Raw genomic sequence first — 23357 nt, 5'->3', positions numbered from 1 at the left:
TCGGGTGCGTTGGGACCATTCCCCGAGGAGGCTACCTTAGCGATCGTTAGGGTGTGCCGAGGGTCACGGCGTGCCCTATCCCTCGTACAGATCACCCTCGTTGAGGCGAGTGGCCTCGAACGCCTCCTCGAGCGTGTCGTGCCGGTACACCGAGACCACGTGGTCGCCCACCACGCGGAACGCGATCGCTTCACTACGCGGGTGCTCCGGATCGGCCGCCCACGTCGCGGTCTCCTCGACGACGACGATGCCCTCGTGCACGAACATCCGGCCCGGCCGGAACGTCACGCCCGCCGTCGTCGCCCACTCGCGCAACTCGTCGAGGCCCTGGTCCTCGTCGTCGTCGCCGGTGGGCAGCACGATGTCGTCGCTCGACAGCGCCAGCAGGGTCTCGATGTCGTTGGAGTTGACGGCGTCGTGCCAGGCCAGGACGGTCGCGATCTCGGAGGTGCTCATGTCGCAGATGCTAGTACTCCGGGCCCGCCACGCTCGGATTGTCGCGTCCTTGCCTGGCCGCGAGGCGAGGCGCACAGTGGAGCCCATGACGATCAGCGGTCAGCTCGTGAGCTTCCTGCCCAGTACCGACCTCGACATCTCGGAGATGTTCTACGTCGACACGCTCGGTTTCGAGAAGCTGTCCCGGGACCATTTCACGCTGATTCTCGACGGTGGCGGTGGCGCACCGGTCCGGGTGACGTTGGTGCAGTCCCGCTCCGACACCGGCTACACCGCGCTGGGGTGGCGGGTGCCGAACCTGGACGCGACCGTCGACGCCCTGCGGGCCAAGGGTGTCGAGTTCGTCCGCTACAACGGAATGGACCAGGACGACCACGACGCGTGGACCTCGCCCGAGGGCATGCGGGTCGCATGGTTCCGCGACCCGCACGGCAACGTCCTGTCGCTGATGGAGGTCGCCGGCTAGGCACACCCGGGCGGGGTCGCCGCCTCGTCAGCTGCACCCGCTGGTGTTTCCGCACGACGGACACGCGTGGCAGGAGCCGGAACGCTGCATCTGCACCCCGCACTGCATGCAGTACGGCGCGTCGCTGCCGCGGGCGCGTCCCTGGCGCGTGTCCACGACGACCTCGGCGGCGGGCTCGCTGCGTTCGGCGCCGGTGCGGATGCCGAGTTCGGCCCGCTCGTCCGCGTCGAGGTACTCCACCGCCAGGCGCCGGAAGATGTAGTCCAGGATCGACGTCGCGATCCGCAGGTCCGGATCGTCGGTGATGCCCGCCGGCTCGAATCGGGTGCTCGTGAACGCGTTGACGAACGTGCGCAACGGAACCCCGTACTGCAGGCCGTAACTCACCGCCATCGAGAACGCGTCCATGATCCCGGCCAGGGTCGAGCCCTGCTTTGCCACCCGCAGGAACATCTCGCCCGGACGGCCGTCGTCGTACTGGCCCACGGTGACGAAGCCCTTGCAGTCCGCGACGCGGAACTCGAAGGTGCGCGACCGGCGCAACCGGGGCAGCCGTTCCCGCCGCGGCCGGGGCACCGTCGTCGCGCGCGGCGCGGCCGTGGCCGACAGTGGTTGTCCCAGTTTGCAGTTGTCGCGATACACCGCGATCGCCTTGAGTCCGAGCCGCCACGCGTCGAGGAACAACTCCTCGATGTCGGCCACGGTCGCCGCCTCCGGCAGGTTCACGGTCTTCGAGATCGCGCCCGAGAGGAAGGGTTGCACCGCGGCCATCATCAGTACGTGTCCGCGCGGTTCGATCACGTTGTCGCCCATGGAGGTTGCGAACACCGGCAGATGCTCGGCCCGCAACTGCGGCGCGCCGACGACCGTGCGGTGCGTGTCGATGTGCGTGAGCAGCTCGGCCACCCGATCCGGGGGATAGCCGAGCCGGGACAGGGCCCGCGGCACCGTGCGATTGACGATGGACAGCGTCCCGCCGCCGACCAGCTTCTTCGTCTTCACCAGCGCCAGATCGGGTTCGATACCGGTGGTGTCGCAGTCCATGGCGAGGCCGATCGTGCCGGTCGGCGCGAGGACCGTCACCTGGCTGTTGCGGACCCCGTGTGCCTGGGCGAGCGCGCACGCCGCGTCCCAGTCCTCCCGCGCCGCGGCGAGAATGCCGGCGGGCGCGAGTTGTTCGTCGATGTCGTCGACGGCGCCGCGATGACGAGCCAGCACCGCGAGGGTGTGCTCCCGGTTCTCGGCGAATCCCTCGAACGGCCCGAGCCGACGAGCCATCCGCGCCGAGACCGCGTACGCGTGCCCGGTCATCAGGGCCGTCAGGGCCGCGGCGTAGGCCCGGCCGGCGTCACTGTCGTAGGGCAGCCCCAGCGCCATCAGCAGCGCACCGAGATTGGCGTAGCCGAGGCCGAGCTGCCGGAACCGCCGCGACGTCTCCGCGATGCGGTCGGTGGGGTAGTCGGCGCGGCTCACGAGGATCTCCTGGCCGGTCAGCACCACCGCGACGGCGTGCCGGAACCCGGCGACGTCGAACGTGCCGTCGTCGCGCAGGAACGCCAGCAGGTTCAGGCTCGCCAGGTTGCACGCCGAGTCGTCCAGGTGCATGTACTCCGAACACGGATTCGATCCGTTGATCCGGCCCGTCGCGGCCGCGGTGTGCCAGCGGTTGACGGTGGTGTCGAACTGCAACCCCGGATCGGCACACTCCCAGGCGGCGGCGGCGATCCGGTGGAACAGGTCGCGGGCGGGCACCGTGCGCACCGTCGCACCGGTGGTGACCGCGCGCAGCGGCCACTCGGCGCCGTCCGCGACGGCCTGCATGAACTCGTCGCTCACCCGCACCGAGTTGTTGGCGTTCTGGTACTGCACCGAATGGATGTCGCGACCGTCGAGCCCCATGTCGAACCCGGCCTTCGCGAGCACCCGCGCCTTGCGTTCCTCGATCGCCTTGCAGTCGACGAACTCCTCGACGTCGGGATGGCCGACGTCGAGGATCACCATCTTCGCGGCCCGGCGCGTCTTGCCGCCGGACTTGATGGTGCCCGCCGAGGCGTCGGCGCCGCGCATGAAACTCACCGGGCCCGACGCGGTGCCCCCACCGGCCAGCGGCTCGGCCGACGACCGGATGCGCGACAGATTCGCCCCCGCGCCCGACCCGCCCTTGAAGATCACCGCCTCCTGCCGGTACCACTCGAGGATCGAATCGATGCTGTCCTCGACCGACAGGATGAAGCACGCGCTGGCCTGCTGCGGAGTGTCGGGCACCCCGATGTTGAACCACACGGGGCTGTTGAACGACGCCCGCTGCGTCAGGACCAGGTAGGTCAGCTCGGCGGCGAACGCCTCCGGGTCGTCGAGGTGGCCGTCGGCCGCGCCCCACGCGGTGATCGTGTCCACGATGCGCGCGACGACGTCGCGCAGCGACCGTTCCCGGGCGGCGGTGCCCGGAGCGCCGCGGAAGTACTTCTGCGCGACGATGTCGGTCGCGTTCTGCGACCAGGCGGCGGGGAACTCGACGTCGCGCTGTTCGAACACCACCGCGCCGGTGCCGTGGTGGACGATGCGGGCGTCGCGCCGCTGCCAGTCCATCTCGTCGGCGGGATCGATCCCGGCCGTGGTGAAGAACCGTCCGGTGTCCGACTCGAGATTCGGTTCGGCGACGTCCATCGCGACCTCCGGGTGCGACCTGAGGGGCACATATAGTCCCCCCATGGTCTCACCACGAATCGGTACCCCGCTGACTCCCGGCGCCCTGCGCGTCATGCTCCTCGGTGCGGGTGAGCTGGGCAAGGAGGTGGTCATCGCGCTGCAGCGGCTCGGTGTCGAGGTCATCGCGGTGGACCGGTACCCGAACGCGCCCGGGCATCAGGTGGCGCACCGCGCGCACACCGTCGACATGAACGACCCGCAAGCCCTGCTCGCACTCGTCGAAGCCGAGCAACCCCACCTGGTCGTGCCCGAGATCGAGGCGATCGCCACCGACGCGCTCGCCGTCGTCGAGGAACGCGGTCTCGCCGAGGTCATCCCGACCGCGCGGGCCACCCGGCTGACGATGAACCGGGAGGGCATCCGGCGCCTCGCCGCGGAGGAACTCGGGTTGCCCACCTCCCCGTACCGCTTCGCCGAATCCCTCGACGAGGTCCGCGCCGCGGCGGCCGAGGTCGGGTTCCCGTGCGTGATCAAGCCCGTGATGTCCTCGTCCGGCAAGGGCCAGTCCACGGTCCGCACACCCGACGAGATCCCCGCCGCCTGGGATTACGCGCTCGCCGGCGGGCGCGTCGACCTCGGCCAGGTCATCGTCGAGGGATTCGTCGACTTCGAGTACGAGATCACCCAGCTCACCGTCCGCGCCGTCGGACCGTCGGGGCAGGTCGAGACGTACTTCTGCGAACCGATCGGGCACCTGCAGCGCGCCGGCGACTACGTCGAGTCCTGGCAGCCCCAGCCGATGAGCGAGCGGGCCCTGGCCCGGTCCCGGGAGATCGCGGCGACGGTGACCGGCGCGCTCGGCGGCCGCGGCGTCTTCGGGGTGGAACTGTTCGTCGCGGGCGACGACGTGTACTTCTCCGAGGTGAGCCCCCGCCCGCACGACACCGGCCTGGTGACGCTGCGCTCGCAGCGGTACTCCGAGTTCGAGCTGCACGCCCGCGCGATCCTGGGCCTGCCCGTCGACACCGCACTCCTCGCGCCCGGGGCGTCCGCGGTGATCTACGGCGGCCTCGAGGCCGCCGGCGTCGTCTTCGAGGGCGTCGCCGACGCGCTGTCGGTGCCCGACACCGACCTGCGGCTGTTCGGCAAGCCCGAGTCGTTCGTCCGGCGTCGCATGGGGGTGGCGGTGTCCACCGGTCCCGACGTCGAGACCGCGCGGGCCCGCGCGGTCGAGGCGGCCGCTCGCGTGCGGGCGGTCGCACCGTGACCGCCGGGGCGGAGGTGCTCGTCGGTCTGGCCGTCCTCGTCGGCCTCGTCGGCATCGTCGTGCCGATCCTGCCGGGCACCCTGTTGATCTTCGGGGCGATCGCGGTGTGGGCGTGGCTCACCGGCGGCACCGTCGCGTGGACGGTGTTCGCCGTCGCGACGACGGCCTTGCTGGTGACCGGCATCGTGAAGTACACCTGGCCGGGCGGCCGGATGCGACGGGCCGGGGTGCCGACGCGGTCGATCGTCGCCGGCGGCCTGCTCGGCATCGTCGGGTTCTTCGTCGTTCCCGTGATCGGGCTGCTGCTCGGGTTCCTGCTCGGCACCTACCTGTCCGAGGTGCAGCGGCACCGCACCCACCGTGACGCCTGGGTGTCGACCGTGCACGCGACCAAGGCGGTGGCGCTGTCGATCCTCGTCGAACTGCTCGGTGGCCTCGTCGCCGCCGGCGTGTGGCTCGGCGCGGTGCTGTTCACCTGACCGGACGTGCCCCGGTACGACTGTGGCCGAATGTCACATCCGGTCGATCGAATCGACGCGATGTGACATTCGGCCACCAGGGGTCGGGGTGTCAGGCCTTGTGCGGCTCGGACGCGCGGAACATGTCCTCACGCTCGACGACCTTGACGCGCTCGCGGCCCTCGGCCTCGCCGAGGCTGCGCTCGTGCGCGTCGAGCCGGTACCAGCCCTGCCAGGTGGTGTAGGGCAGCTGCTTGTCCTCGAGGAAGGCGACGATCGCGTCCTCGGACGGATCCTCGGGGGTGTTCAGCAGGCCGTGGGCCCGGTCGGCGAGCAGGTTCGCGACGGTTTCGTTCGCGTCGCCCTTGGTGTGGCCGATCAGTCCGACGGGACCGCGCTTGATCCAGCCGGTGACGTACGTGGCGGGCAGGAAACGCGCGGGACCCTCGGCGGACTCGTCGGCGACGACGCGTCCGGCCTCGTTGGGCACGGTGCCGGCCTGCTCGTCGAACGGCAGCTTGGCGATGTTCTGCGACAGATAGCCGACCGCCCGGTACACGGCCTGGACGTCCCAGTCGCGGAAGCGGCCGGTGCCGCGGACGTTGCCGGTGCCGTCGAGCTCGGTGCGCTCGGTGCGCAGGCCCACGACCTTGCCGTCCTCGCCGAGGATCTCGGCCGGGGACTCGAAGAAGTGCAGGAACAGCTTGTGCGGGCGGTCTCCCACGTCGCGGATGGCCCAGTCCTGCAGGGTGTTGGCGACCATGTCGACCTGCTTGGAATTGCGGCGCGCGGCCTCCGAGCCCTCGTCGTAGTCGATGTCCTCGGGATCGACGATGACCTCGATGGTGGGCGAGTGATCGAGTTCACGCAGCTCGAGCGGCGTGAACTTGGCCTGAGCGGGACCGCGGCGGCCGAACACGTGCACCTCGACGGCCTTGTTGTTCTTCAGGCCCTCGTAGACGTTGGCGGGGATCTCCGTCGGCAGCAGCTCGTCGCCGGTCTTGGCGAGGACGCGCGCGATGTCGAGGGCGACGTTGCCGACGCCGAGCACGGCGACCTTCTCGGCCTCGAGCGGCCAGCTGCGCGGCACGTCGGGGTGGCCGTCGTACCAGGAGACGAAGTCGGCGGCGCCGTAGCTGCCGTCGAGGTCGATGCCCGGGATGTTCAGGGCCCGGTCGGCGTTGGCGCCGGTGGAGAAGATCACCGCGTCGTAGAAGCGACGCAGGTCGTCGAGGGTGATGTCGGTGCCGTAGTCGAGGTTGCCGAGCAGCCGGACCTGGGGCTTGTCGAGCACCTTGTGCAGGGCGGTGATGATGCCCTTGATGCGGGGATGGTCCGGCGCCACGCCGTAGCGGATGAGACCGAACGGGGCGGGCATCCGCTCGAACAGGTCGATGCTGACCTCGGTGTCGGACTTCATGAGCGCATCGGCGGCGTAGATACCGGCGGGGCCGGCACCGACGATCGCGACGCGAAGGGGACGAGTCTGATCGGTCATCAGGGGTCAACTACCTCTTCGGTGTGCGGACGGACGTGATTCAGCTTAAATGAGGAAGGGAGTCGGCAGGGGTGGCTGCCAGGGGGCACGCGGGAGCGGCAAGAACTGCGCGACGAACCGGGCGTGACGAGAATTCGCTTCAGCGACAACACATGTGGGCGCTCACTCGACACAGGTCGACGGCGAGACGTCGAACGAGGTGCGTAGAGGCCATGGCCAATTCCTACCTCGAGAGGGTTTATCGGGGCAAATGCGCCCGCGTGGGGCCGTGCCGGTGCCGCCTAGGATCACCCCATGGCAGCCGAACGCGCACCCGAGCCCGACCCGGACGAAACGGACCGCAGCAGCGCGACGCCGTTCCTCGCGGCACTCGCGATCATCGTGGTGCTCGTCGTCGGGGTGTTCGTCGCCCAGCTGGTGTCGCCGTCGGACCGCAGCGCCACCGGCACCGAACTCGTCGTGCGGACGGTCGACGACTACGTCCGCGCCCACAACGCCGGCGACCGCGCCGCGCAGGACCGGCTGCGCTGCGACCGGCTCGCGGCCGACCGGGCCCCCTGGGCCGGCGTCGACGGCGAGGTGCAGCTCGAGGCCGTCGAGAACGTCGAGACGGACGACGACCGGGCCACCGCCGACGTGCGTGCCCGGTCCGCCGGCGGCGAGCAGACCAGCACGTGGCAGTTCGTCCGGATCGACGACGTCTGGCGGATCTGCACGTTCTGACCGGCGGCCGGCACCACCCGCCCGCCTGGTCGGCTCGCCGTGAGCTGTGAAAAGCTGGTGCGGTGAGCTACGCAGGTGATATGACGCCGCAGCAAGCCTGGGAGCTGCTGCGCGAGAACCCGGACGCCGTGCTCGTCGATGTGCGTACCGACGCCGAATGGAAATACGTGGGGGTTCCCGAGACGTCCTCCATCGGGCGTCGCGCCCTCTTCGTCGAGTGGGTGCGCTACCCGAACGGCGCCCGCAACGAGCACTTCGTCGACCAGCTGAAGGACGCCGGCGTGACCGGCGGGCCGATCGTGTTCCTGTGTCGCTCGGGACAGCGTTCCATCGCCGCCGCGGAGGCGGCCACCGCCGCGGGCCTGGCCCCGTCGTACAACATCCTCGAAGGATTCGAAGGCGGCCTCGATGCCGAGAGGCATCGCGGCGCCGAGGGCTGGCGGGCCGCGGGCCTGCCGTGGAGGCAGTCGTGAGCACAATTCCCAGGGGCGGCGCGTTCGAGCGGCCGCTGCCGGCATCGGTGCGTCCCGCCACGCTCGGCGTGCGCGGCGGCACCATGCGGTCCGGATTCGAGGAGACCTCCGAGGCGATCTACCTCAATTCCGGCTTCGTCTACGAATCGGCCGAGGCGGCGGAGCAGGCGTTCACCGGCGAGGTGGACCACTTCGTCTACTCCCGGTACGGCAACCCGACGGTGAAGATGTTCGAGGAGCGGTTGCGGCTGCTCGAAGGCGCCGAGGGCTGCTACGCCACCGCCTCGGGCATGTCGGCGGTCTTCACCGCCCTCGCGGCGCTGCTCGGCAAGGGCGACCGGCTGGTCGCGGCCCGCAGCCTGTTCGGCTCCTGCTTCGTGGTGTGCAACGAGATCCTGCCGCGCTGGGGCGTCGAGACCGTGTTCGTCGACGGTGAAGACCTCGACCAGTGGGAGCAGGCCCTGTCCGTGCCCACGACGGCGGTCTTCTTCGAGACTCCGTCCAACCCGATGCAGACCCTCGTCGACGTGCGCCGGGTCTCCGAAATGGCCCACGCCGCCGGCGCCAAGGTGGTGCTCGACAACGTCTTCGCCACGCCCCTGCTGCAGCGCAGCCTCGATCTCGGCGCCGACATCGTCGTGTATTCGGGCACCAAGCACATCGACGGTCAGGGTCGCGTACTCGGCGGGGCGATCCTCGGCCCGCAGGACTACATCGACGGCCCGGTCCAGCACCTCATCCGCCACACCGGCCCGGCGCTGAGCCCGTTCAACGCCCACACCCTGCTCAAGGGCCTCGAGACGATGGCGGTGCGGATCCGGCACTCGGTGGAGTCGGCCGAGCGGATCGCCCGGTTCCTCCAGGACCACGCCGCGATCCGGTGGGTCAAGTACCCGTTCCTCGAGTCGCACCCCCAGTACGACCTGGCCCGGTCCCAGATGAGCGGCGGCGGAACGGTCGTCACCTTCGAACTGGACGCCCCGGAAGGCGCCGGCAAGAAGCGCGCGTTCGAGCTGCTCGACGGGCTGCGCATCGTCGACATCTCCAACAACCTCGGCGACGCCAAGTCGCTGATCACCCATCCGGCGACGACGACGCACCGGGCGATGGGGCCGGACGGCCGGGCGGCGATCGGCCTGTCCGACGGCGTGGTGCGGCTGTCGGTGGGGCTCGAGGATCCGGAGGATCTGCTCGAGGACTTCGAGCAGGCGCTGCGGTAGCCGGCGGCGAGGTCGAGGGCCGCAGCCGCATCGAGGCCCCGTCGACGTGGCGGGGCCCCGATCCACCGCCCGGAACTGCCGGGGCGACGACACCGGCCGGACCGGGCAGCGCCGGAGACCCGACCCCGCGGTCGCGCGCGCTTCGGTAAGTTCGTGCGCGCTTCGGTAAGTTACAGAGTCGACCCGCAACTGCGTGTCGTTCGATCGGCTCTGCACAGCCGAACTGTGGGAGGTTCCCGTGGCTGGTGGTCTCGTCGCCCTGCTGGACGACGTCGCGGCACTGACGAAAGCGGCAGCGGCGTCCATCGACGACATCGGCGCCGCGGCCGGCAAGGCCGGGGTCAAGGCGGCAGGTGTCGTCGTCGACGACACCGCAGTCACCCCGCGCTACGTGCACGGGTTCACCCCGGACCGGGAACTGCCGATCATCCGCAAGATCGCGATCGGGTCGATCCGCAACAAGCTCCTGATCATCCTGCCGGTGGCGATGCTGCTGAGCCAGTTCCTACCGCAGGCGCTGCCCTACCTGTTGATCGCCGGTGGCCTGTTCCTGTGCTTCGAGGGAGCCGAGAAGGTCTACGAAGCGCTCACCGGCGGTCACCACGACGACGACACGACGGCGGCGCAGAGCGGCCCCGAGTTCGAGAAGGCGATGGTCGGTGGCGCGATCCGCACCGACCTCATCCTCTCGGCCGAGATCATGGTGATCTCCCTGTCGTCGGTCGAGGACGAACCGTTCCTCACCCGGCTGGCGGTGCTCGTCGTCGTCGCGATCCTCATCACCGCGCTGGTGTACGGCGCGGTCGCGCTGATCGTGAAGATGGACGACGTGGGCCTGTCGCTCGCCGGCCGCCGGTCGTCGTTCAGCCGACGGGTCGGCCGGGGACTCGTGGCCGCGATGCCGAAGGTGATGACGGTGCTCACCGTGGTCGGGATCGCCGCGATGCTGTGGGTCGGTGGCCACATCCTGCTCGTCAACGTCGGCGAGGCCGGATTCCACTGGCCGGCCGATCGCCTGCACGATCTCGAACACTGGTTCGGCGATCTCGTGCAGGGCGGCTTCGGCGGTGTGCTGTCCTGGACCGCGGGGACCGTGGTGTCCGCGCTCGTCGGGCTCGTCGTGGGCGCGATCATCGTGCTGATCGCGCACCTGATTCCGAAACGGAAGAAGCGCGAGGCGGCGCACTGACGGACCCCGGGCTGCCGTCCCCGGGCCCGGAGCCCTGCGATACGCTGCGGTGACCCCGCTTCCGGGTGGGGTGCCGCAGCGTATCGGTGAAGTCCGGTGTAATCCGGCACTGTCCCGCAACTGTGAGGCCGGCAGCGCGCTGCCGGACGAGTCAGGTCGGCCGGCGCGGCGGCCACGTACTGGTCCTCGGACGAAGGACGGTGTCGTGCCGCAACGGTGATCGTTGCAGCCGTGCTGTTTTCGTCCTCCGCCTCACGGAGGATGGTTGTGCCTGCCCCCACTGTGCCGGCCCGCCGGCTGTTCGCCGCCGGACTCGCCGCGTTCGCCCTGTTCGTCGCATCGTGCGCCTCGAGCGGCGGCTCCGAACCGGCCTCCGCGCCCTCCGGGGACGGGAGCTTCCCCGTCGCCGTGAGCTCCGGCGACGGAGCGATCACCCTCGATGCGGCCCCGGATTCGATCGTCTCCCTCAGTCCCACCGCCACCGAGATGCTCTACGCCGTCGGCGCCGGCGACCAGGTCGTCGCGGTCGACGACCAGTCCGACTTTCCCGCCGGGGTGCCCGTCACCGCCCTGTCCGGATACTCACCGAACGTCGAGGCCGTGCTCGGCTACGAACCGGATCTCGTGGTGGCCATGGACGACGTGGGCGACCTCGTCTCCGGCCTCGAGGCCGCCGGCGTCCCCACGCTCCTGTTGCCGGCCGCCACCACTCTCGACGAGGCGTACACGCAGATCGAGCAGCTCGGCGCCGCCACCGGGCACGTCGGTGACGCGGGCGAACTCGTCGCCTCGATGCGCAGCGACATCGACGAGGTCGTCGCCGGGTTGCCCCCGCGCCCGGCTCCGCTGACCTACTACCACGAGCTCGACGACACCTACTACAGCGTCACCGGCGACACCTTCGTCGGGGGCATCTACGAAATGCTCGGCCTGCGTTCCATCGGCGACGCCGCCGGTGCCGACGCCTACCCGCAGCTGTCCGCCGAGTACGTCCTCGACGCCGACCCCGACCTGATCTTCCTCGCCGACGGGCAGTGCTGCGGCGTCACCCCGGAAACCGTGGCCGCCCGCGCCGGCTGGGGTGAGCTGACGGCCGTCCGGTCCGGACAGATCCACGTGCTCGACGAGGACGTCGCCAGCCGCTGGGGACCGCGGGTCGTGGACCTCGTGCGGAACCTCGGGGCGATCGTGGCTGCCGCCGAACCCGCCGCCCAGCCCACCCGGTGACCCGCGCCGCGCGCCATCCGGCCCTGGTGCTCGGCGCGGCAGCCCTCGTCCTGGTGATCGTGCTGCACGTCGGGGTGCTCGTCGGCCCCGCCGGACTGACCGTGCGCGGCGTGTTCCTGGAACTGATCGACGCCCTGCCCTTCGTCGACGTCGACTCCGGGCTGACGACCCGGCAGCAGGCCATCCTGTGGAACATCCGCATGCCGCGGGTGGCGCTCGGTGCGCTGGTCGGCGCGATGCTCGCCATCGCCGGCGCCACCTACCAGGGGGTGTTCCGCAACCCGCTGGCCGACCCCTACCTGCTCGGGGTGTCGAGCGGCGCCGGCCTGGGCGCGACGCTCGCGATCGCCCTCGGCGGAGTGCTCGCGTCCGTCGGGGTGCCGGTCGCCGCGTTCGCCGGCGGCCTCGTCGCCGTCGCCGCCACGTACGCGCTCGGGCGCAGTGTCGGCGGGATGCGCTCGGAGGTGGTGATCATCCTGGCCGGCGTCGCGGTGGCGGCCTTCGCCAACGCGGCGCAGACGTTCGTCCAGCAGCTCTACGACGACACCCTGCGGCAGGTGTACACGTGGCTGCTCGGCCGCCTCAGCACCGACGGCTGGTCCGACGTGGTCGTGGTCCTGCCGTACGTCGTGGTGTCCGCGGCGGTCATCCTGCTGCACCGCCGGATGCTCGACGTGATGGCGGTGGGCGACGTGGAGGCCGCGAGCCTCGGGGTGAACCCGGCGCGGGTCCGGCTGATCCTGGTGTGCGTGGCGACCCTCGGCACCGCCGCCGTGGTCGGGGCCAGCGGGCTCATCGGCTTCGTCGGAATCGTGGTGCCGCACGCGATCCGGCTGATCGTCGGACCGGGGCACCGGCTGCTGCTGCCGCTGTCGCTGATGATGGGAGCCGCCTTCCTCGTCCTGGCGGACGTGCTGGCCCGGACCGTGATGTCCCCGGCCGAACTGCCCATCGGCGTGGTGACCGCGGCTGTCGGCGCGCCGTTCTTCCTGGTGGTGCTGCGCCGGCATCGAGGGGTGTCGTGAACGCCGTCGAGTGCCGGGGCCTGCGCGTCGACCGCGGCGGCAAGACCGTCCTGCACGGGGTGGACCTGACCGTCGGGCAGGGGGAGTGGATCGCCCTCGTCGGGCCCAACGGTGGGGGGAAGACCACGCTCCTGCACGCGCTGGCGGGACTGGTGCCCGCCAGCGGCCGGGTCCGCGTCGGCGGACTGGACCCCGCTCACGCCGGGCGCCGGGCGATGGCCCGGACGGTGGCGCTCATGCCGCAGCGGCCCGTCGTGCCCGAGGGCATGACGGTCACCGACCTGATCCGGCTCGGCCGCACCCCGCACCTGCCGCGGTTCGCGACCGAGTCGGCGCACGACCGTGACGTGGTCGAGTCGGTCCTCGACCGGCTCGACCTGCGCGGACTGGCGGCCCGTCCGGCGACGGAACTGTCCGGCGGCGAGCTGCAACGGGTGGTCCTCGGGCGCGCACTCGCGCAGGAGCCGCAGGTGCTGCTGCTGGACGAACCCACCAGCGCCCTCGACATCGGCCACCAGCAGCACGTGCTGGACCTGGTGGAGTCGATGCGCGCGGAGAACGGGATCACGGTCCTCGCGGCGATGCACGACCTGACCTCGGCGGCGCTGTACGGCGGACGGCTGGTACTGCTCACCGACGGTCGCGTGGTCGCCGACGGTGCGCCCCGGCAGGTGCTCACGGCCCGGCGCATCGCCGAGGTGTACGGCGCGCGCGTCGAGGTGCTGGACCGTCCCGGTTCCGGTCCGGCCGTCGTGCCGGTGCGCGGAAGTTCTTCGGGCCGAGTCGAATCGGAGGATCCGTGATGGAGGTACTGCTGCTGGGCACGGGTGCGGCCGACGGCTGGCCGAATCCGTTCTGCCTGTGCCGGTCCTGCTCGGACGCCGCCGCCCGCGGCGAGATACGCGGGCAGACGGCCGCACTCGTGGACGACGTGCTCATGCTCGACTGCGGTCCCGAGGCGCCGCGCGCGGCCCTGCGCCACGGCCGCACGCTCGCCGGGGTGCGGCACGTCCTGCTCACCCACTCCCACCCCGACCACCTCGGTCCGCAGGCGCTGCTGTTCCGATCCTGGGCGGCAACGGATTCCGAGATCGAGATGATCGGCCCAGTCGACGCGCTGGACCAGTGCCGGGACTGGATCGCTCCCACCGACCCCGTGCGGTTCGTGCCGGTCGCGGCCGGGGACGTGCTGACAGTCGGGGAGTACCGGGTGCGGGTGCTGCCCGCCGCGCACCGCGTCCTGAGCGAGGGAGACTCCGTGCTCTACGACGTGCAGGGCCCCGGCGGTGACCGGTTGTTGTGGGCGTGCGACACCGGGCCGCTGCCGATGGAGTGGTTCGACCGGGTCGCCGGTGCGGACTACGACGCGGTGTTCCTGGAGGAGACGTTCGGGGACCGACTGGATCTGGGCTCCGCGCACCACACGCTGCCGGCGTTCGGCGAGACGGTGCGCACCCTGCGCGCGTGCGGGGCGGTGACCGAGCGGACGGAGGTGGTGGCCGTGCATCTCGGCCACCACAACCCGCCCGTCGGGCAGTTGCGGATCCGGCTGGCGGCCAGCGGGGCGCGACCGGGCGACGACGGTGAGGTGACGACGGTGGGACGCACGACCGGCAAAGCCGCTGCGACGCAGCGCACTCTGGTACTCGGCGGTGTGCGTTCCGGCAAGTCGCGGCACGCCGAGGAGTTGCTCGAATCGTTCCCGGCGGTGACGTACGTGGCGACGGGCGGCACGCGCGACGGCGACGCGGAGTGGGCCGAGCGCGTCGCGCTGCACCGTGCCCGCCGGCCGCGGTCGTGGACGACGGTCGAGACCGACGACGTGGCGGCCGTGCTCCGCGAGGCGGACGAGCCGTTGCTGATCGACTGCCTGGGGACCTGGCTCACCGCGCGCCTGGACCGTCACGACGTGTGGTCGGGTGGGGACCTCGCCGCGGTCGAGACGGATGTCGAGGAACTGCTCGATGCGTGGCGTTCGTGTGCCGTGCCGGCGGTGGCGGTCAGCAACGAGGTCGGCAGCGGCGTGGTCCCGCCGACGGCGTCCGGCCGGCTGTTCCGGGACCTGCTCGGTCGGCTCAACGCGCGGGTCGCGGCCGAGTCGCAGGCGGTGACGTTGGTCGTCGCGGGCATCCCGACGCGGTTGCGCTAGATCATCGAACTGCGTTCTGCGCAAGTAGGATTCCCAGTCACAGATAACCCCTCTGTCGCGCACGGCTGTGCCCAGATGTGATCTGGAACACAGGCGTAACTGTTTAGTGACCCTTTGCACCGGGCGTGTTATCGTTCCGAAACGAACTGGGGTCCGAGCGGGGGTGTCGGTCCACAGTGCCCCTCGGGGCAGCACACCAACGACACCTGAATCCGCTTGTGCGAGAAACCGACCGGTATCTCGCCCCGACCTGGCCAGAATGCACATCCGAATCGACCGCGGCGGCTGCCCGCGGCCGTGATCAGCCGTGCCCGGGGGCGCCCGGGTAACCGCACACCTGAGTAGGGGAATGAATTGAGCAACAAGCACACGTCCGGCCTCCGCCGCGGCGCACGCATCGGTGGTGTCGCAGCAGCGGCCGCCGTCGCCCTGGGCTTCCTGTCCGCGGGTGCGGCGAACGCCGACACCTTCGTGCCGCTGCCCGACGGCGAGATCGTCGCCGCCAATGGCAACGCCACGATCAAGCGCACCGGGGAGCGCGCCCTCATCTCGCCCTCCCTGGCCGCGAACGGCGCCGGCCGTGTGGCGTGGGTGTCCGGAACGATCGAGGTCGACGTCAAGGGCCTTCCGGCCGACCTCAAGGCCGGTCCGTCCAATGGCGGCATCGCCACCGGCGACCCGACGGGTACGCAGGGCACCAACGGCACCTCGACGAACGAGGTTCCGCACCTGACCACCGGCTACATCATCGGCTGCCAGATGGACATCACGGGTCTGAAGGGCAACCTGGGCGCCGGCTTCGACATCGGCCCCTCCTCGGGCGGCGGCAGCCTCAGCGGCTCGATCAGCGTCCCGATCTCTGCAGGTCAGGTGAAGTTCGCACGCATCGACGGCAAGGACATCCTCAAGGACGGCAAGTACAGCTACAAGTACCAGGACACCCAGATCGAGGTCCAGGGCTGCGGCGGTTACGCACAGGCCCGGGCCTACACGGTCCTCGAGGTCACCGGAGCCAACTACTCCAAGACCACCCTGTACGGCCAGCCGTTCAGCATCGGCTGACCGCTACCGTCCGTCCCTCCTGCTTTCGCTCACACGAGCGTCGAACCCTCGAGAGAGAGAACATGAAGACCAGCATCGCCCACGGCCTGCGCCGTGGTCTGAAGGCGGCCGGCGTCGGCGCCACCGTCGCCGTCGCCATCGGATTCGCCTCTGCGGGTGCGGCCAACGCCGACACCTTCGTGCCGCTGCCGGACGGCAGCATCACCGAGACCCTGAACGGCACCACGGTGACGCTCAGCCGCGTCGGTGAGACCGCGAACATCTCCCCGTCCATGGGCGCTACCCCTCTGCACCGCAACGTGTGGGTCTCGGGCACCGCCAAGGTCGAGATCAGCGGTGAGGGTGCGGAGAAGGCCACCACCAAGTTCCAGCCGGGTTACATCGTCGCCTGCCAGATCAACCTGGGTGGCACCGCAGGCGGCGGCGCCGGCGTCAAGGCCGGCTACGCGGGCGAGAGCGCCTCGATCACCCCGTCGGTCAACGGCAGCGGCACCGTCACGCTCGGCCCGGGCCAGGCCCAGGACTTCAAGATCCTCGACCGCACCATTGCGAACGGCTTCGACGAGGAGCTGCACGTGCCGTTCAACGTCGTCAAGGGCCGCAGCGGCAGCGTCACGTGGACCGATTCGACCCTCGGTGTGTCCGGTTGCGCCGGCTACGCGCAGGCTCGCAACTACATCAAGGTCACCGTCGACACCGGGGCAAACGTCCAGCAGGTCACCCTCTGGGGCCAGCCCTTCAGCATCGGCTGATCGAGGCGCCTTCCGGAGGTGAGCAGCCCCGCCGACGAGAACCTCATCCTCTCGTCGGCGGGGCGTCGTCGCTGCCCGGTCCGGTGGGGGCCGGGCAGTGGCGCTGTGGGGTGAACAGCGAGAGGGAGGTTGTCGCGGCATCGCCCGAGTGGCATGCGCGGGAACCTCCCTCTCGCCGCCGGAACCGCTCGCTCCGGTCAGAACGGATTCGCCGTGCGCCCCACCAGTTCCGCGACGGATTCGATGACGCGGGTGGGCCGGTAGGGGAACATCTCCACGGACTCGCGGGTCGAGATGCCGGTCAGCACCAGCAGCGTCTGCAGACCCGCCTCGAGGCCGCAGACGATGTCGGTGTCCATCCGGTCGCCGATCATGAGCGTGTGCTCCGAGTGCGCACCGATCGCGCGCAGCGCGGACCGCATCATCAGGGCATTCGGTTTGCCCACGAAGTACGGTTCGCGGCCCGTCGCGCGGGTGATCAGCGCCGCGACGGCCCCGGTGGCGGGGAGCGAACCCTCACGCGACGGTCCGGTCGGATCCGGATTGGTGGCGATGAACCGGGCGCCGCGCTCGACGAGCCGGATCGCGGTGGTGATCGCCTCGAACGAGTAGGTGCGGGTCTCCCCGAGGACGACGTAGTCCGGGTCGTTGTCGGTCAGGACGTAGCCGATGTCGTGCAGAGCCGTGGTCAGTCCCGATTCGCCCACCACGTACGCGCTGCCGCCGGGTCGCTGATTCGCCAGGAACGTCGCGGTCGCCAGCGCCGACGTCCAGATCGCCTTCTCCGGGATGTCGAGGCCGGTGCGTAGCAGCCGGGCGCGCAGATCCCGCGGAGTGCGGATCGAGTTGTTGGTGAGCACCATGAACGGTGTGCCGTTCTCCCGCAGTTCGGTCAGGAACGCGTCGGCGCCGGGTATCAGGTGTTCCTCGTGCACCAGGACGCCGTCCATGTCCATGAGGTAGTTCCAGACCGGCGCGGGTACGGGTTCGTCGTTCACCGTTCGAGTGTGTCACCGACCGCTCACGCCAGCAGCCGGTACAACCCGATCGAGCCGACCACGACGATGACGGCCCGCAGTGCCGTGGGCGAGAGCCGGCGGCCGTACCGGGAGCCGAGGGCGCCACCGATCAGCGAGCCCACGGCGATCAGCGCCGCCGCCGTCCAGTCGATCCGGTCGAACGCGACGAGGGTGTAGGCGACGGCCGCCACGACGTTGACCAGCAGCGAGAGCAGGTTCTTCGCGGCGTTCTGCCGCTGGATGTGATCGTGCAGCAGCGCCCCGAACAGACCCATCAGCAGGATGCCCTGCGCGGCCGTGAAGTAGCCGCCGTACACGCCCACGGCGAAGGTGCCGACGACCAGCGCCGTCATGCGCGCCGGCCCGATCTGCTCGGCCGGGCCGCTGGAGCGTCGCAGCACCCACTGCTGCAGTTTCGGCTGGAACACGACCAGGAGCAGCGCCAGCACGAGCAGAACGGGCACGATCGTCTCGAAAGCCGTTTCGGGCAGGTTCAGCAGCAGCCACGACCCGAGGACCGCGCCGGAGACGGAGGCGGGGATCTGCCATCGCAGCCGCGGCCACTGCCCGCGCAGCTCGCGCCGGTACCCCCACGTGCCCGACACCCCACCCGCGACGAGCCCGACGGCGTTGGACATCGTGGCGGTCACCGGCGGCAGCCCGAAAGCGACGAGGGTCGGGAAGGTGATGAGGGTCCCGGAGCCGACCAGCGCGTTGATCGCGCCGGCGCCCAACCCGGCCAGGGCGACGACGAACAGTTCCAGCGGTGTCACCGAGCCGACCTTACGTCAGCCGCCGAGGTGAACGGTCGCCGCCACCCCTGCTCGGCACGCCTGTCCGAATCCGGTGTCCGGAGGGAGCTTTCGTAGCCGCCGACGCGGAGCGGCCGACCGCCGCGCCGGAAACCTCTACCCGGCTGCGCACCGTCCCATTTCGGGACACCGCTCGTCGGCGGGAGCCGTCCCGCAACCGGGCGGCCGGACGTCCCGGTGCCGTGCCGCGCCGAACCCGCAGGTAGAGGCCGCCTCGAGCCGGAAGATGAGCCACGTCATAGCCGGTGTCCGGAAGTGGCACACTTCACACCCGCCGGCCGGGCCCAGGCTTTCCCCATTCGAACCGCAACACGCAACCCGAACGGGGGACACCCGATGGACAGACTCATCAACATCGACAACGGTGGCACGCTCACCGACATCTGCGCCTGGGACGGCCACGAATTCAGCTTCACCAAGACCCTCACCACACCGTTCGATCTGTCGCAGTGCCTGTTCGACGGACTGACGAAGGTGTCGAAGGAGATCTACGGCGCCGAGGACCTGCCCACCCTGCTGCACTCCACGGCGCACATCCGCTACTCGACCACGCAGGGGACGAACGCGCTCGTCGAGCGCAAAGGTCCCCGCATCGGCATCGTCACGGACTCGGCCACCCTCGTCGACGAACTGCGCCGCACCCCCGAGCAGCGGGCGCTGTTCGACGACCTCGTCGGCACCCGCGTCGCCGTCGTCGACACCGACGCGGCGGACCTCGAAGGCGAACTGGTCGCCCGGGTCAACCGTCTGACCACCGACGGCGCCGCCCGCATCGTCGTCGCCGTCGGGAACACCGACGACGGACGTGAACGGACGCTGCGCGGCATCCTGCTCCGCAAGTTCCCGCGCCACCTGCTCGGGTCGGTTCCGTTCCTGTACTCGTGGGACTTCACCACCGACCGCACGCCGGCCCGGCGGGTCTGGTCGGCCGTGATCAACACGTTCCTGCACCCGACCATGGAACGGTTCCTCTACAACGCCGAGCACCGGCTGCGCGACCACCGCGTGAAGAACCCGCTGCTGATCTACCGCAACGACGGCGCCTCCTCGCGCGTCGCGAAGTCCGTGGCCCTCAAGACGTACTCGTCCGGCCCGCGCGGCGGACTCGAGGGCACCCGGGCGCTCGCCGAGATCTACGGGCTCAAGCACGTTCTCATGATCGACGTCGGCGGCACCACGACCGACATCGGCACGGTCGCCGGACGCGAGATCCTCACCGACCGCCGCGGCACCATCGCCGGCATCCCGACCTCCTTCCCGATGTCGAACGTCGAGTCGGCCGGCATCGGCGGCAGCTCCGTCATCACCGTCACCGACGGGGCGATCACCGTCGGACCGGAAAGCGTCGGTGCGGCACCCGGACCGGCCTGCTTCGGCTTCGGCGGCACGTCCGCGACCATCACCGACGTCAATCTCCTCCTCGGCGTGCTCGATCCGGCCACCTACCTCGACGGCGACTTCACGCTCGACGCGGACCGGGCCCGCGCCGTCGTCACCGCCACCGTCGCCGAACCGCTCGGACTCACCCTCGACGAGGCCCTGCTGGCGATGGAACAGGCGTACTTCACCGCGATGGGCAACGCCGTCGCCCCCGCGGTGTCCGACGCCGACGAGACCACCATCGCCGCGTTCGGCGGCGCCGGCCCGATGAGTGCCTGCGGCGCGGCACGGGTCGCGGGCGTGCGCAGCGTGCTCGTCCCCAAGCTCGCCGCGGTGTTCTCCGCCTTCGGCATCGGGTTCTCCGACATCGGGCAGAGCTACGAGGCCGACGTCGCGGACACGACCGAGACGACCCTCGCCGCGGCCGTGACCGACCTCCTGGCCAAGGCCGAGCGGGACATGTTCCAGGAAGGGCACGCCCTCACCGACTGCGAGCTGTCCTGGACGCTGACCACCGAGGATGCGCACGGCGCCACGGTCGACGAGACGCCGTACGAGCCCGGGGAGTGCGTCGAGCTGCTGCCCGGCGCGTCCACCGCACTGACCCTGGTCGCCACCCGCCGGATGAACCGGATCGAGCTCCCGCACGGCTCCTTCGCCGAGGCCCGCGCCCCCCGCGCGGCCGGCGAGCGCACCGTGCTCGGAGCCGCCGGCCGGCAGCCGGTGCCGGTGTTCACGCTGGCCGACCAGGAGCCCGGCGCCACCGCCGAGGGCCCGGCCATCGTCGAAGGCCCCTTCTTCACCGCCCGGGTGCAGGAGGGCTGGAAGTTCGAGGTCACCGCCGGCGGCGACCTGCTGCTCACCGACACCCACTGACCGACAGATCCCGAAGCCTGTTCGACCGCAGGCTCGTTCGAAGGACGCACGACATGCAGATCCCCATGACCGAATACCTGGTCATCGACCTCGACAGCGAACTGTGGGTGTGCCGGGTGTGCCGGCACGAACTCGGCAGCGCCCGCGGGAACTACAAGGAAGGCACCCTGGTCTACGACCGCGACCCGCGCGAGATCCACCAGCCCATCATCGATCCCGACCGCTACGAGTTCACGTTCTCGCCGGATCCGAACTACTGCCGCATCCTCGAGTACTACTGCCCCGGCTGCGGCACCCAGATCGAGACCGAGTACATCCCGCCCGGACACCCCCCGACCGTCGACATGGAATGGGACGTCGACGCCTTGCGCGCCCAGTGGCTCGAACGCGGCACCGATCCCGGACAGGTCGTCACGTACGGCCCCGGCCAGGACGCCGAGGGCGAGTTCGAAGGCCGGCGCCACAACCACCACTAGTCACCGCGACCCGCAAGGAACCCCGTCACCATGAAACGAATCTCCGTCGACATCGGCGGCACCTTCACCGACTGCTTCTTCGCCTGGGACGACAAGTACGTCGAGGCCAAGGCCCTCACCACTCACCACAACCTGGCCCAGGGTTTCAACGAGGCCCTCGACCTCGCCTGCCGTCGCGCCGAGCTGGACCGGGACGACGTGCTGTCCCAGGTGGATTCGGTCCGCTACGCCACCACACTCGGCACCAACGCCCTCATCGAACGCAAGGGTCCGCGCGTCGGTGCCATCGTCACCCACGGCTTCGAGGACACCATCCCGCTCTCCCGCGGACGGGGCTACGGTGAGGGCCTCGATCCGTCGATGCAGCAGAACCTTCCGGCCGCGGAGCGCCCCGACCCGCTGGTCCACCGCAGCCTGATCCGGTCGGTCCAGGAGCGGGTCAACTCGGCCGGCGAGATCGTCGTCCCGCTCGTCGAGCGGAACGTGCGCGAGATGGTGCGCGAGCTCGTCGACGCCGGCGCGCAGGCGCTCGTGGTGTCGCTGGTGAACGCCACCGAGAATCCCACCCACGAGCTGCGGATCATGGAGATCATCCAGGAGGAGTACCCGGAGCATCAGCTCGGCGCGATCCCGGTCCTGCTCGGCCACCAGGTTTCCGGACGCAAGGGCGAGTACGTCCGCGCGACGTCCACCATCGTCGACGGCTTCCTGCACGGCATCATGTTCCACGCCATGAGCCAGCTCGCGAACAACCTGCGGGACTCGGGCTACGACAAGCCGATGCTCATCATCCACAACTCCGGTGGCATGGCCCAGATGAACTCGACCGATGCCCTGCAGACCATCCACTCGGGTCCCGTCGCGGGTGTCAGCGCCGCCGAGCATCTGTCGGAGTCCTCGGGGATCGGCAACATCATCACCACCGACATGGGTGGCACGTCCTTCGACATCGGCCTGGTGCCGGCGGGCGGCGTCAAGCACTACGACTTCCAGCCCACGATCGACCGCTGGCTGGTCTCGGTCCCGATGATCCACCTCGAAACCCTCGGTGCCGGAGGCGGATCCATCGCGAGCTACGACCGGATCCACCACTCGGTCCGGCTCGGGCCCGAGTCCGCCGGCTCGGACCCCGGTCCGGCCTGCTACGACCGCGGCGGGCTGCGCCCCACGGTGACCGACGCCGACCTGCTGCTCGGCTACCTGGACCCGGACAACTACGCCAACGGTTTCATCAAGCTCAACCGCAAGCGCGCGGTGTTCGCCGTCGAGGAACAGCTGTGCGACGAGCTCGACCTCGACGTCATCGACGTCGCCAAGGTCATCAAGCGATCGGTCGACGAGCAGATGGCGATCGGCATCGCCAAGGAGCTGCGGGTGCGCGGCTACCTGCCGGAGGACTTCACGATGCTCGCCTACGGCGGCAACGGCCCGCTGCACGCGTGCGGGATCGCCGACCAGGCCGGCATCCGCAAGATCCTCGCCCCGCCGTTCTCCTCCGTGTTCTCCGCGTGCGGTGCCGGCAACATGAAGCAACTGCACATCCACGAACGCGGCGTCCACGTGGTGCTCTACAACGCCACCACCCGCGGGCTCTACGACAGCTACGACGAGTTCAACGAGATCGTCGCCGCGCTCGAGGCCCGGGGCGCGGAGGACCTGCGCCGTCAGGGCGTCGGCGACGGCGCGATCGAGCACCGCCTCGAGATGGACCTGCGCTACGGCAACCAGCTCGTGACGACCGCGGTGGCGTTCGACATCAACCGGATCCACGGGGTCGGCGACGTGCTCCACCTGATCCGCACGTTCTCCGACATCTACTCCAAGCGCTACGGCGAGGGGTCGGCCGCACCCGAGGCCGGCATCCGCGTCCAGACCATTCGCGTCGCGTCCTACGTCAACGGTGAGACCGTCGAGTTCGATTCCCTGCACCACGACGGGGAACGGACGCTGCCGGCCCCGGTCGGGCACCGCGACGTCCACTTCGTCGCGCATCCCCGGGCGATCACCACCGCGATCTACGACGCCGACGCGCTGAGTCACCACCACGTGATTCCCGGTCCGGCGATCGTCACCACCGAGAACACGACCTACCTCGTCGAGCCGGGCTGGCGCCTCGAACCCTCACCGCAGGGCGCCGTCTGGTTCCTCAAGGACTAGCGCAGAAAGCACAGGAGACACAG

21 protein-coding genes and 1 riboswitch are annotated in these 23357 nt (G+C 70.2%); of the genes, 16 read left to right on the top strand and 5 right to left on the bottom strand.

The annotated features are described in order from the left end of the window. Positions 1-75 precede the first annotated feature (75 nt). Positions 76-456 carry a nuclear transport factor 2 family protein gene (locus LZP97_RS14300; RefSeq protein ID WP_006945477.1) on the bottom strand — a complete coding sequence of 127 codons (381 nt, stop codon included), beginning with the start codon at positions 454-456 and terminating at the stop codon, positions 76-78. Between the two features lie 85 nt (positions 457-541). Between LZP97_RS14300 and LZP97_RS14295 the strand changes: the two genes are divergently transcribed. Beyond that, positions 542-922 (top strand): VOC family protein, encoded by a 381-nt coding sequence (locus tag LZP97_RS14295; protein WP_010593174.1) that lies wholly within the window; start codon positions 542-544, stop codon positions 920-922. Between the two features lie 27 nt (positions 923-949). On the opposite strand, the gene LZP97_RS14290 is transcribed toward LZP97_RS14295, so the two are convergent. Next, on the bottom strand, positions 950-3589 hold the full coding sequence (locus LZP97_RS14290; protein ID WP_048772142.1) for a vitamin B12-dependent ribonucleotide reductase: 2640 nt from the start codon (positions 3587-3589) through the stop codon (positions 950-952). A gap of 43 nt (positions 3590-3632) precedes the next feature. Between LZP97_RS14290 and purT the strand changes: the two genes are divergently transcribed. Further along, on the top strand, positions 3633-4838 hold the full coding sequence (gene purT, locus LZP97_RS14285; RefSeq protein ID WP_048772145.1) for a formate-dependent phosphoribosylglycinamide formyltransferase: 1206 nt from the start codon (positions 3633-3635) through the stop codon (positions 4836-4838). Beyond that, the gene (locus tag LZP97_RS14280; protein WP_010593171.1) at positions 4835-5317 is read left to right on the top strand and encodes a DUF456 domain-containing protein; all 483 of its coding nucleotides are present in this window, start codon (positions 4835-4837) and stop codon (positions 5315-5317) included. Before purT ends, LZP97_RS14280 begins: the two co-directional genes overlap by 4 nt. A 91-nt stretch (positions 5318-5408) precedes the next feature. Here LZP97_RS14280 and LZP97_RS14275 read toward each other — a convergent pair whose 3' ends face one another. Then, positions 5409-6794 (bottom strand): FAD-dependent oxidoreductase, encoded by a 1386-nt coding sequence (locus LZP97_RS14275; protein ID WP_010593170.1) that lies wholly within the window; start codon positions 6792-6794, stop codon positions 5409-5411. Between the two features lie 294 nt (positions 6795-7088). On the opposite strand from LZP97_RS14275, the gene LZP97_RS14270 reads away from it, so the two are divergent. From LZP97_RS14270 to LZP97_RS14225, 10 genes are all read left to right on the top strand, one after another. Beyond that, the gene (locus LZP97_RS14270; protein WP_102031415.1) at positions 7089-7517 is read left to right on the top strand and encodes an Rv0361 family membrane protein; all 429 of its coding nucleotides are present in this window, start codon (positions 7089-7091) and stop codon (positions 7515-7517) included. Positions 7518-7579: 62 nt separating this feature from the next. Next, entirely contained in the window at positions 7580-7990 is a 411-nt protein-coding gene (locus LZP97_RS14265) for a rhodanese-like domain-containing protein (protein ID WP_010593168.1), read from the top strand. Next, positions 7987-9210 carry an O-succinylhomoserine sulfhydrylase gene (locus LZP97_RS14260; protein ID WP_010593167.1) on the top strand — a complete coding sequence of 408 codons (1224 nt, stop codon included), beginning with the start codon at positions 7987-7989 and terminating at the stop codon, positions 9208-9210. Before LZP97_RS14265 ends, LZP97_RS14260 begins: the two co-directional genes overlap by 4 nt. 238 nt (positions 9211-9448) lie before the next feature. Further along, positions 9449-10399: a DUF808 domain-containing protein gene (locus LZP97_RS14255; RefSeq protein WP_026137749.1), complete on the top strand. Its 951-nt coding sequence runs from the start codon at positions 9449-9451 to the stop codon at positions 10397-10399. 39 nt (positions 10400-10438) lie between these two features. After that, positions 10439-10581, top strand: a riboswitch (cobalamin riboswitch). An 85-nt stretch (positions 10582-10666) separates the two neighbouring features. After that, a complete protein-coding gene (locus LZP97_RS14250; RefSeq protein ID WP_420803897.1) occupies positions 10667-11626 on the top strand; it encodes an ABC transporter substrate-binding protein in 960 nt (319 codons plus the stop codon). Beyond that, the gene (locus LZP97_RS14245; protein ID WP_017680701.1) at positions 11623-12651 is read left to right on the top strand and encodes a FecCD family ABC transporter permease; all 1029 of its coding nucleotides are present in this window, start codon (positions 11623-11625) and stop codon (positions 12649-12651) included. Before LZP97_RS14250 ends, LZP97_RS14245 begins: the two co-directional genes overlap by 4 nt. Continuing rightward, positions 12648-13454 (top strand): ABC transporter ATP-binding protein, encoded by an 807-nt coding sequence (locus tag LZP97_RS14240; protein WP_017680700.1) that lies wholly within the window; start codon positions 12648-12650, stop codon positions 13452-13454. Before LZP97_RS14245 ends, LZP97_RS14240 begins: the two co-directional genes overlap by 4 nt. Then, a complete protein-coding gene (locus LZP97_RS14235) occupies positions 13454-14800 on the top strand; it encodes a bifunctional adenosylcobinamide kinase/adenosylcobinamide-phosphate guanylyltransferase (protein WP_040270688.1) in 1347 nt (448 codons plus the stop codon). The genes LZP97_RS14240 and LZP97_RS14235 overlap by 1 nt, the downstream gene beginning before the upstream one ends. 354 nt (positions 14801-15154) lie before the next feature. Continuing rightward, positions 15155-15862: an MspA family porin gene (locus tag LZP97_RS14230; protein WP_040270690.1), complete on the top strand. Its 708-nt coding sequence runs from the start codon at positions 15155-15157 to the stop codon at positions 15860-15862. A 62-nt stretch (positions 15863-15924) separates the two neighbouring features. Continuing rightward, the gene (locus LZP97_RS14225) at positions 15925-16614 is read left to right on the top strand and encodes an MspA family porin (RefSeq protein ID WP_040270692.1); all 690 of its coding nucleotides are present in this window, start codon (positions 15925-15927) and stop codon (positions 16612-16614) included. A 197-nt stretch (positions 16615-16811) separates the two neighbouring features. Here the strand turns inward: LZP97_RS14225 and LZP97_RS14220 are convergent, their stop codons facing one another. Together LZP97_RS14220 and LZP97_RS14215 are read right to left on the bottom strand one after the other, a co-directional pair. Next, positions 16812-17570, bottom strand: coding sequence for an HAD-IIA family hydrolase (locus tag LZP97_RS14220; protein WP_051009369.1), 759 nt, complete (start codon positions 17568-17570; stop codon positions 16812-16814). 65 nt (positions 17571-17635) lie between these two features. Further along, complete coding sequence (locus LZP97_RS14215) at positions 17636-18406, bottom strand: sulfite exporter TauE/SafE family protein (protein ID WP_010593157.1); 771 nt, start codon at positions 18404-18406, stop codon at positions 17636-17638. 375 nt (positions 18407-18781) lie between these two features. Here LZP97_RS14215 and LZP97_RS14210 point away from each other — a divergent pair, with 375 nt between their 5' ends. Genes LZP97_RS14210 through LZP97_RS14200 form a run of 3 tightly spaced genes read left to right on the top strand, consistent with a single transcriptional unit; the run spans position 18782 to position 23334 of the window. Then, positions 18782-20701, top strand: coding sequence for a hydantoinase/oxoprolinase family protein (locus tag LZP97_RS14210; protein ID WP_017681266.1), 1920 nt, complete (start codon positions 18782-18784; stop codon positions 20699-20701). 53 nt (positions 20702-20754) lie between these two features. Further along, complete coding sequence (locus tag LZP97_RS14205) at positions 20755-21177, top strand: acetone carboxylase subunit gamma (protein ID WP_017681267.1); 423 nt, start codon at positions 20755-20757, stop codon at positions 21175-21177. A gap of 30 nt (positions 21178-21207) precedes the next feature. Further along, positions 21208-23334 carry a hydantoinase/oxoprolinase family protein gene (locus tag LZP97_RS14200; protein ID WP_017681268.1) on the top strand — a complete coding sequence of 709 codons (2127 nt, stop codon included), beginning with the start codon at positions 21208-21210 and terminating at the stop codon, positions 23332-23334. Positions 23335-23357 lie beyond the last annotated feature (23 nt).

The organism is Rhodococcus sp. DMF-1, from assembly GCF_021441945.1.
Lineage (GTDB): Bacteria > Actinomycetota > Actinomycetes > Mycobacteriales > Mycobacteriaceae > Rhodococcus > Rhodococcus ruber.
The sequence above is the reverse complement of the archived record's forward strand: the minus strand, read 5'-3'. Positions and strand labels throughout refer to the sequence as shown.

What these genes read in the sequence shown, in the direction of transcription:
- LZP97_RS14200 (WP_017681268.1), top strand. Translation starts at nt 21,208, where the DNA reads ATGAAACGAATCTCCGTCGACATCGGCGGCACCTTCACCGACTGCTTC.
- LZP97_RS14275 (WP_010593170.1), bottom strand. Translation starts at nt 6,794, where the DNA reads ATGACCGATCAGACTCGTCCCCTTCGCGTCGCGATCGTCGGTGCCGGC.
- LZP97_RS14295 (WP_010593174.1), top strand. Translation starts at nt 542, where the DNA reads ATGACGATCAGCGGTCAGCTCGTGAGCTTCCTGCCCAGTACCGACCTC.
- LZP97_RS14300 (WP_006945477.1), bottom strand. Translation starts at nt 456, where the DNA reads ATGAGCACCTCCGAGATCGCGACCGTCCTGGCCTGGCACGACGCCGTC.
- LZP97_RS14290 (WP_048772142.1), bottom strand. Translation starts at nt 3,589, where the DNA reads ATGGACGTCGCCGAACCGAATCTCGAGTCGGACACCGGACGGTTCTTC.
- LZP97_RS14225 (WP_040270692.1), top strand. Translation starts at nt 15,925, where the DNA reads ATGAAGACCAGCATCGCCCACGGCCTGCGCCGTGGTCTGAAGGCGGCC.
- LZP97_RS14270 (WP_102031415.1), top strand. Translation starts at nt 7,089, where the DNA reads ATGGCAGCCGAACGCGCACCCGAGCCCGACCCGGACGAAACGGACCGC.
- LZP97_RS14235 (WP_040270688.1), top strand. Translation starts at nt 13,454, where the DNA reads ATGGAGGTACTGCTGCTGGGCACGGGTGCGGCCGACGGCTGGCCGAAT.
- purT (WP_048772145.1), top strand. Translation starts at nt 3,633, where the DNA reads ATGGTCTCACCACGAATCGGTACCCCGCTGACTCCCGGCGCCCTGCGC.
- LZP97_RS14210 (WP_017681266.1), top strand. Translation starts at nt 18,782, where the DNA reads ATGGACAGACTCATCAACATCGACAACGGTGGCACGCTCACCGACATC.
- LZP97_RS14205 (WP_017681267.1), top strand. Translation starts at nt 20,755, where the DNA reads ATGCAGATCCCCATGACCGAATACCTGGTCATCGACCTCGACAGCGAA.
- LZP97_RS14220 (WP_051009369.1), bottom strand. Translation starts at nt 17,570, where the DNA reads ATGGACATGGACGGCGTCCTGGTGCACGAGGAACACCTGATACCCGGC.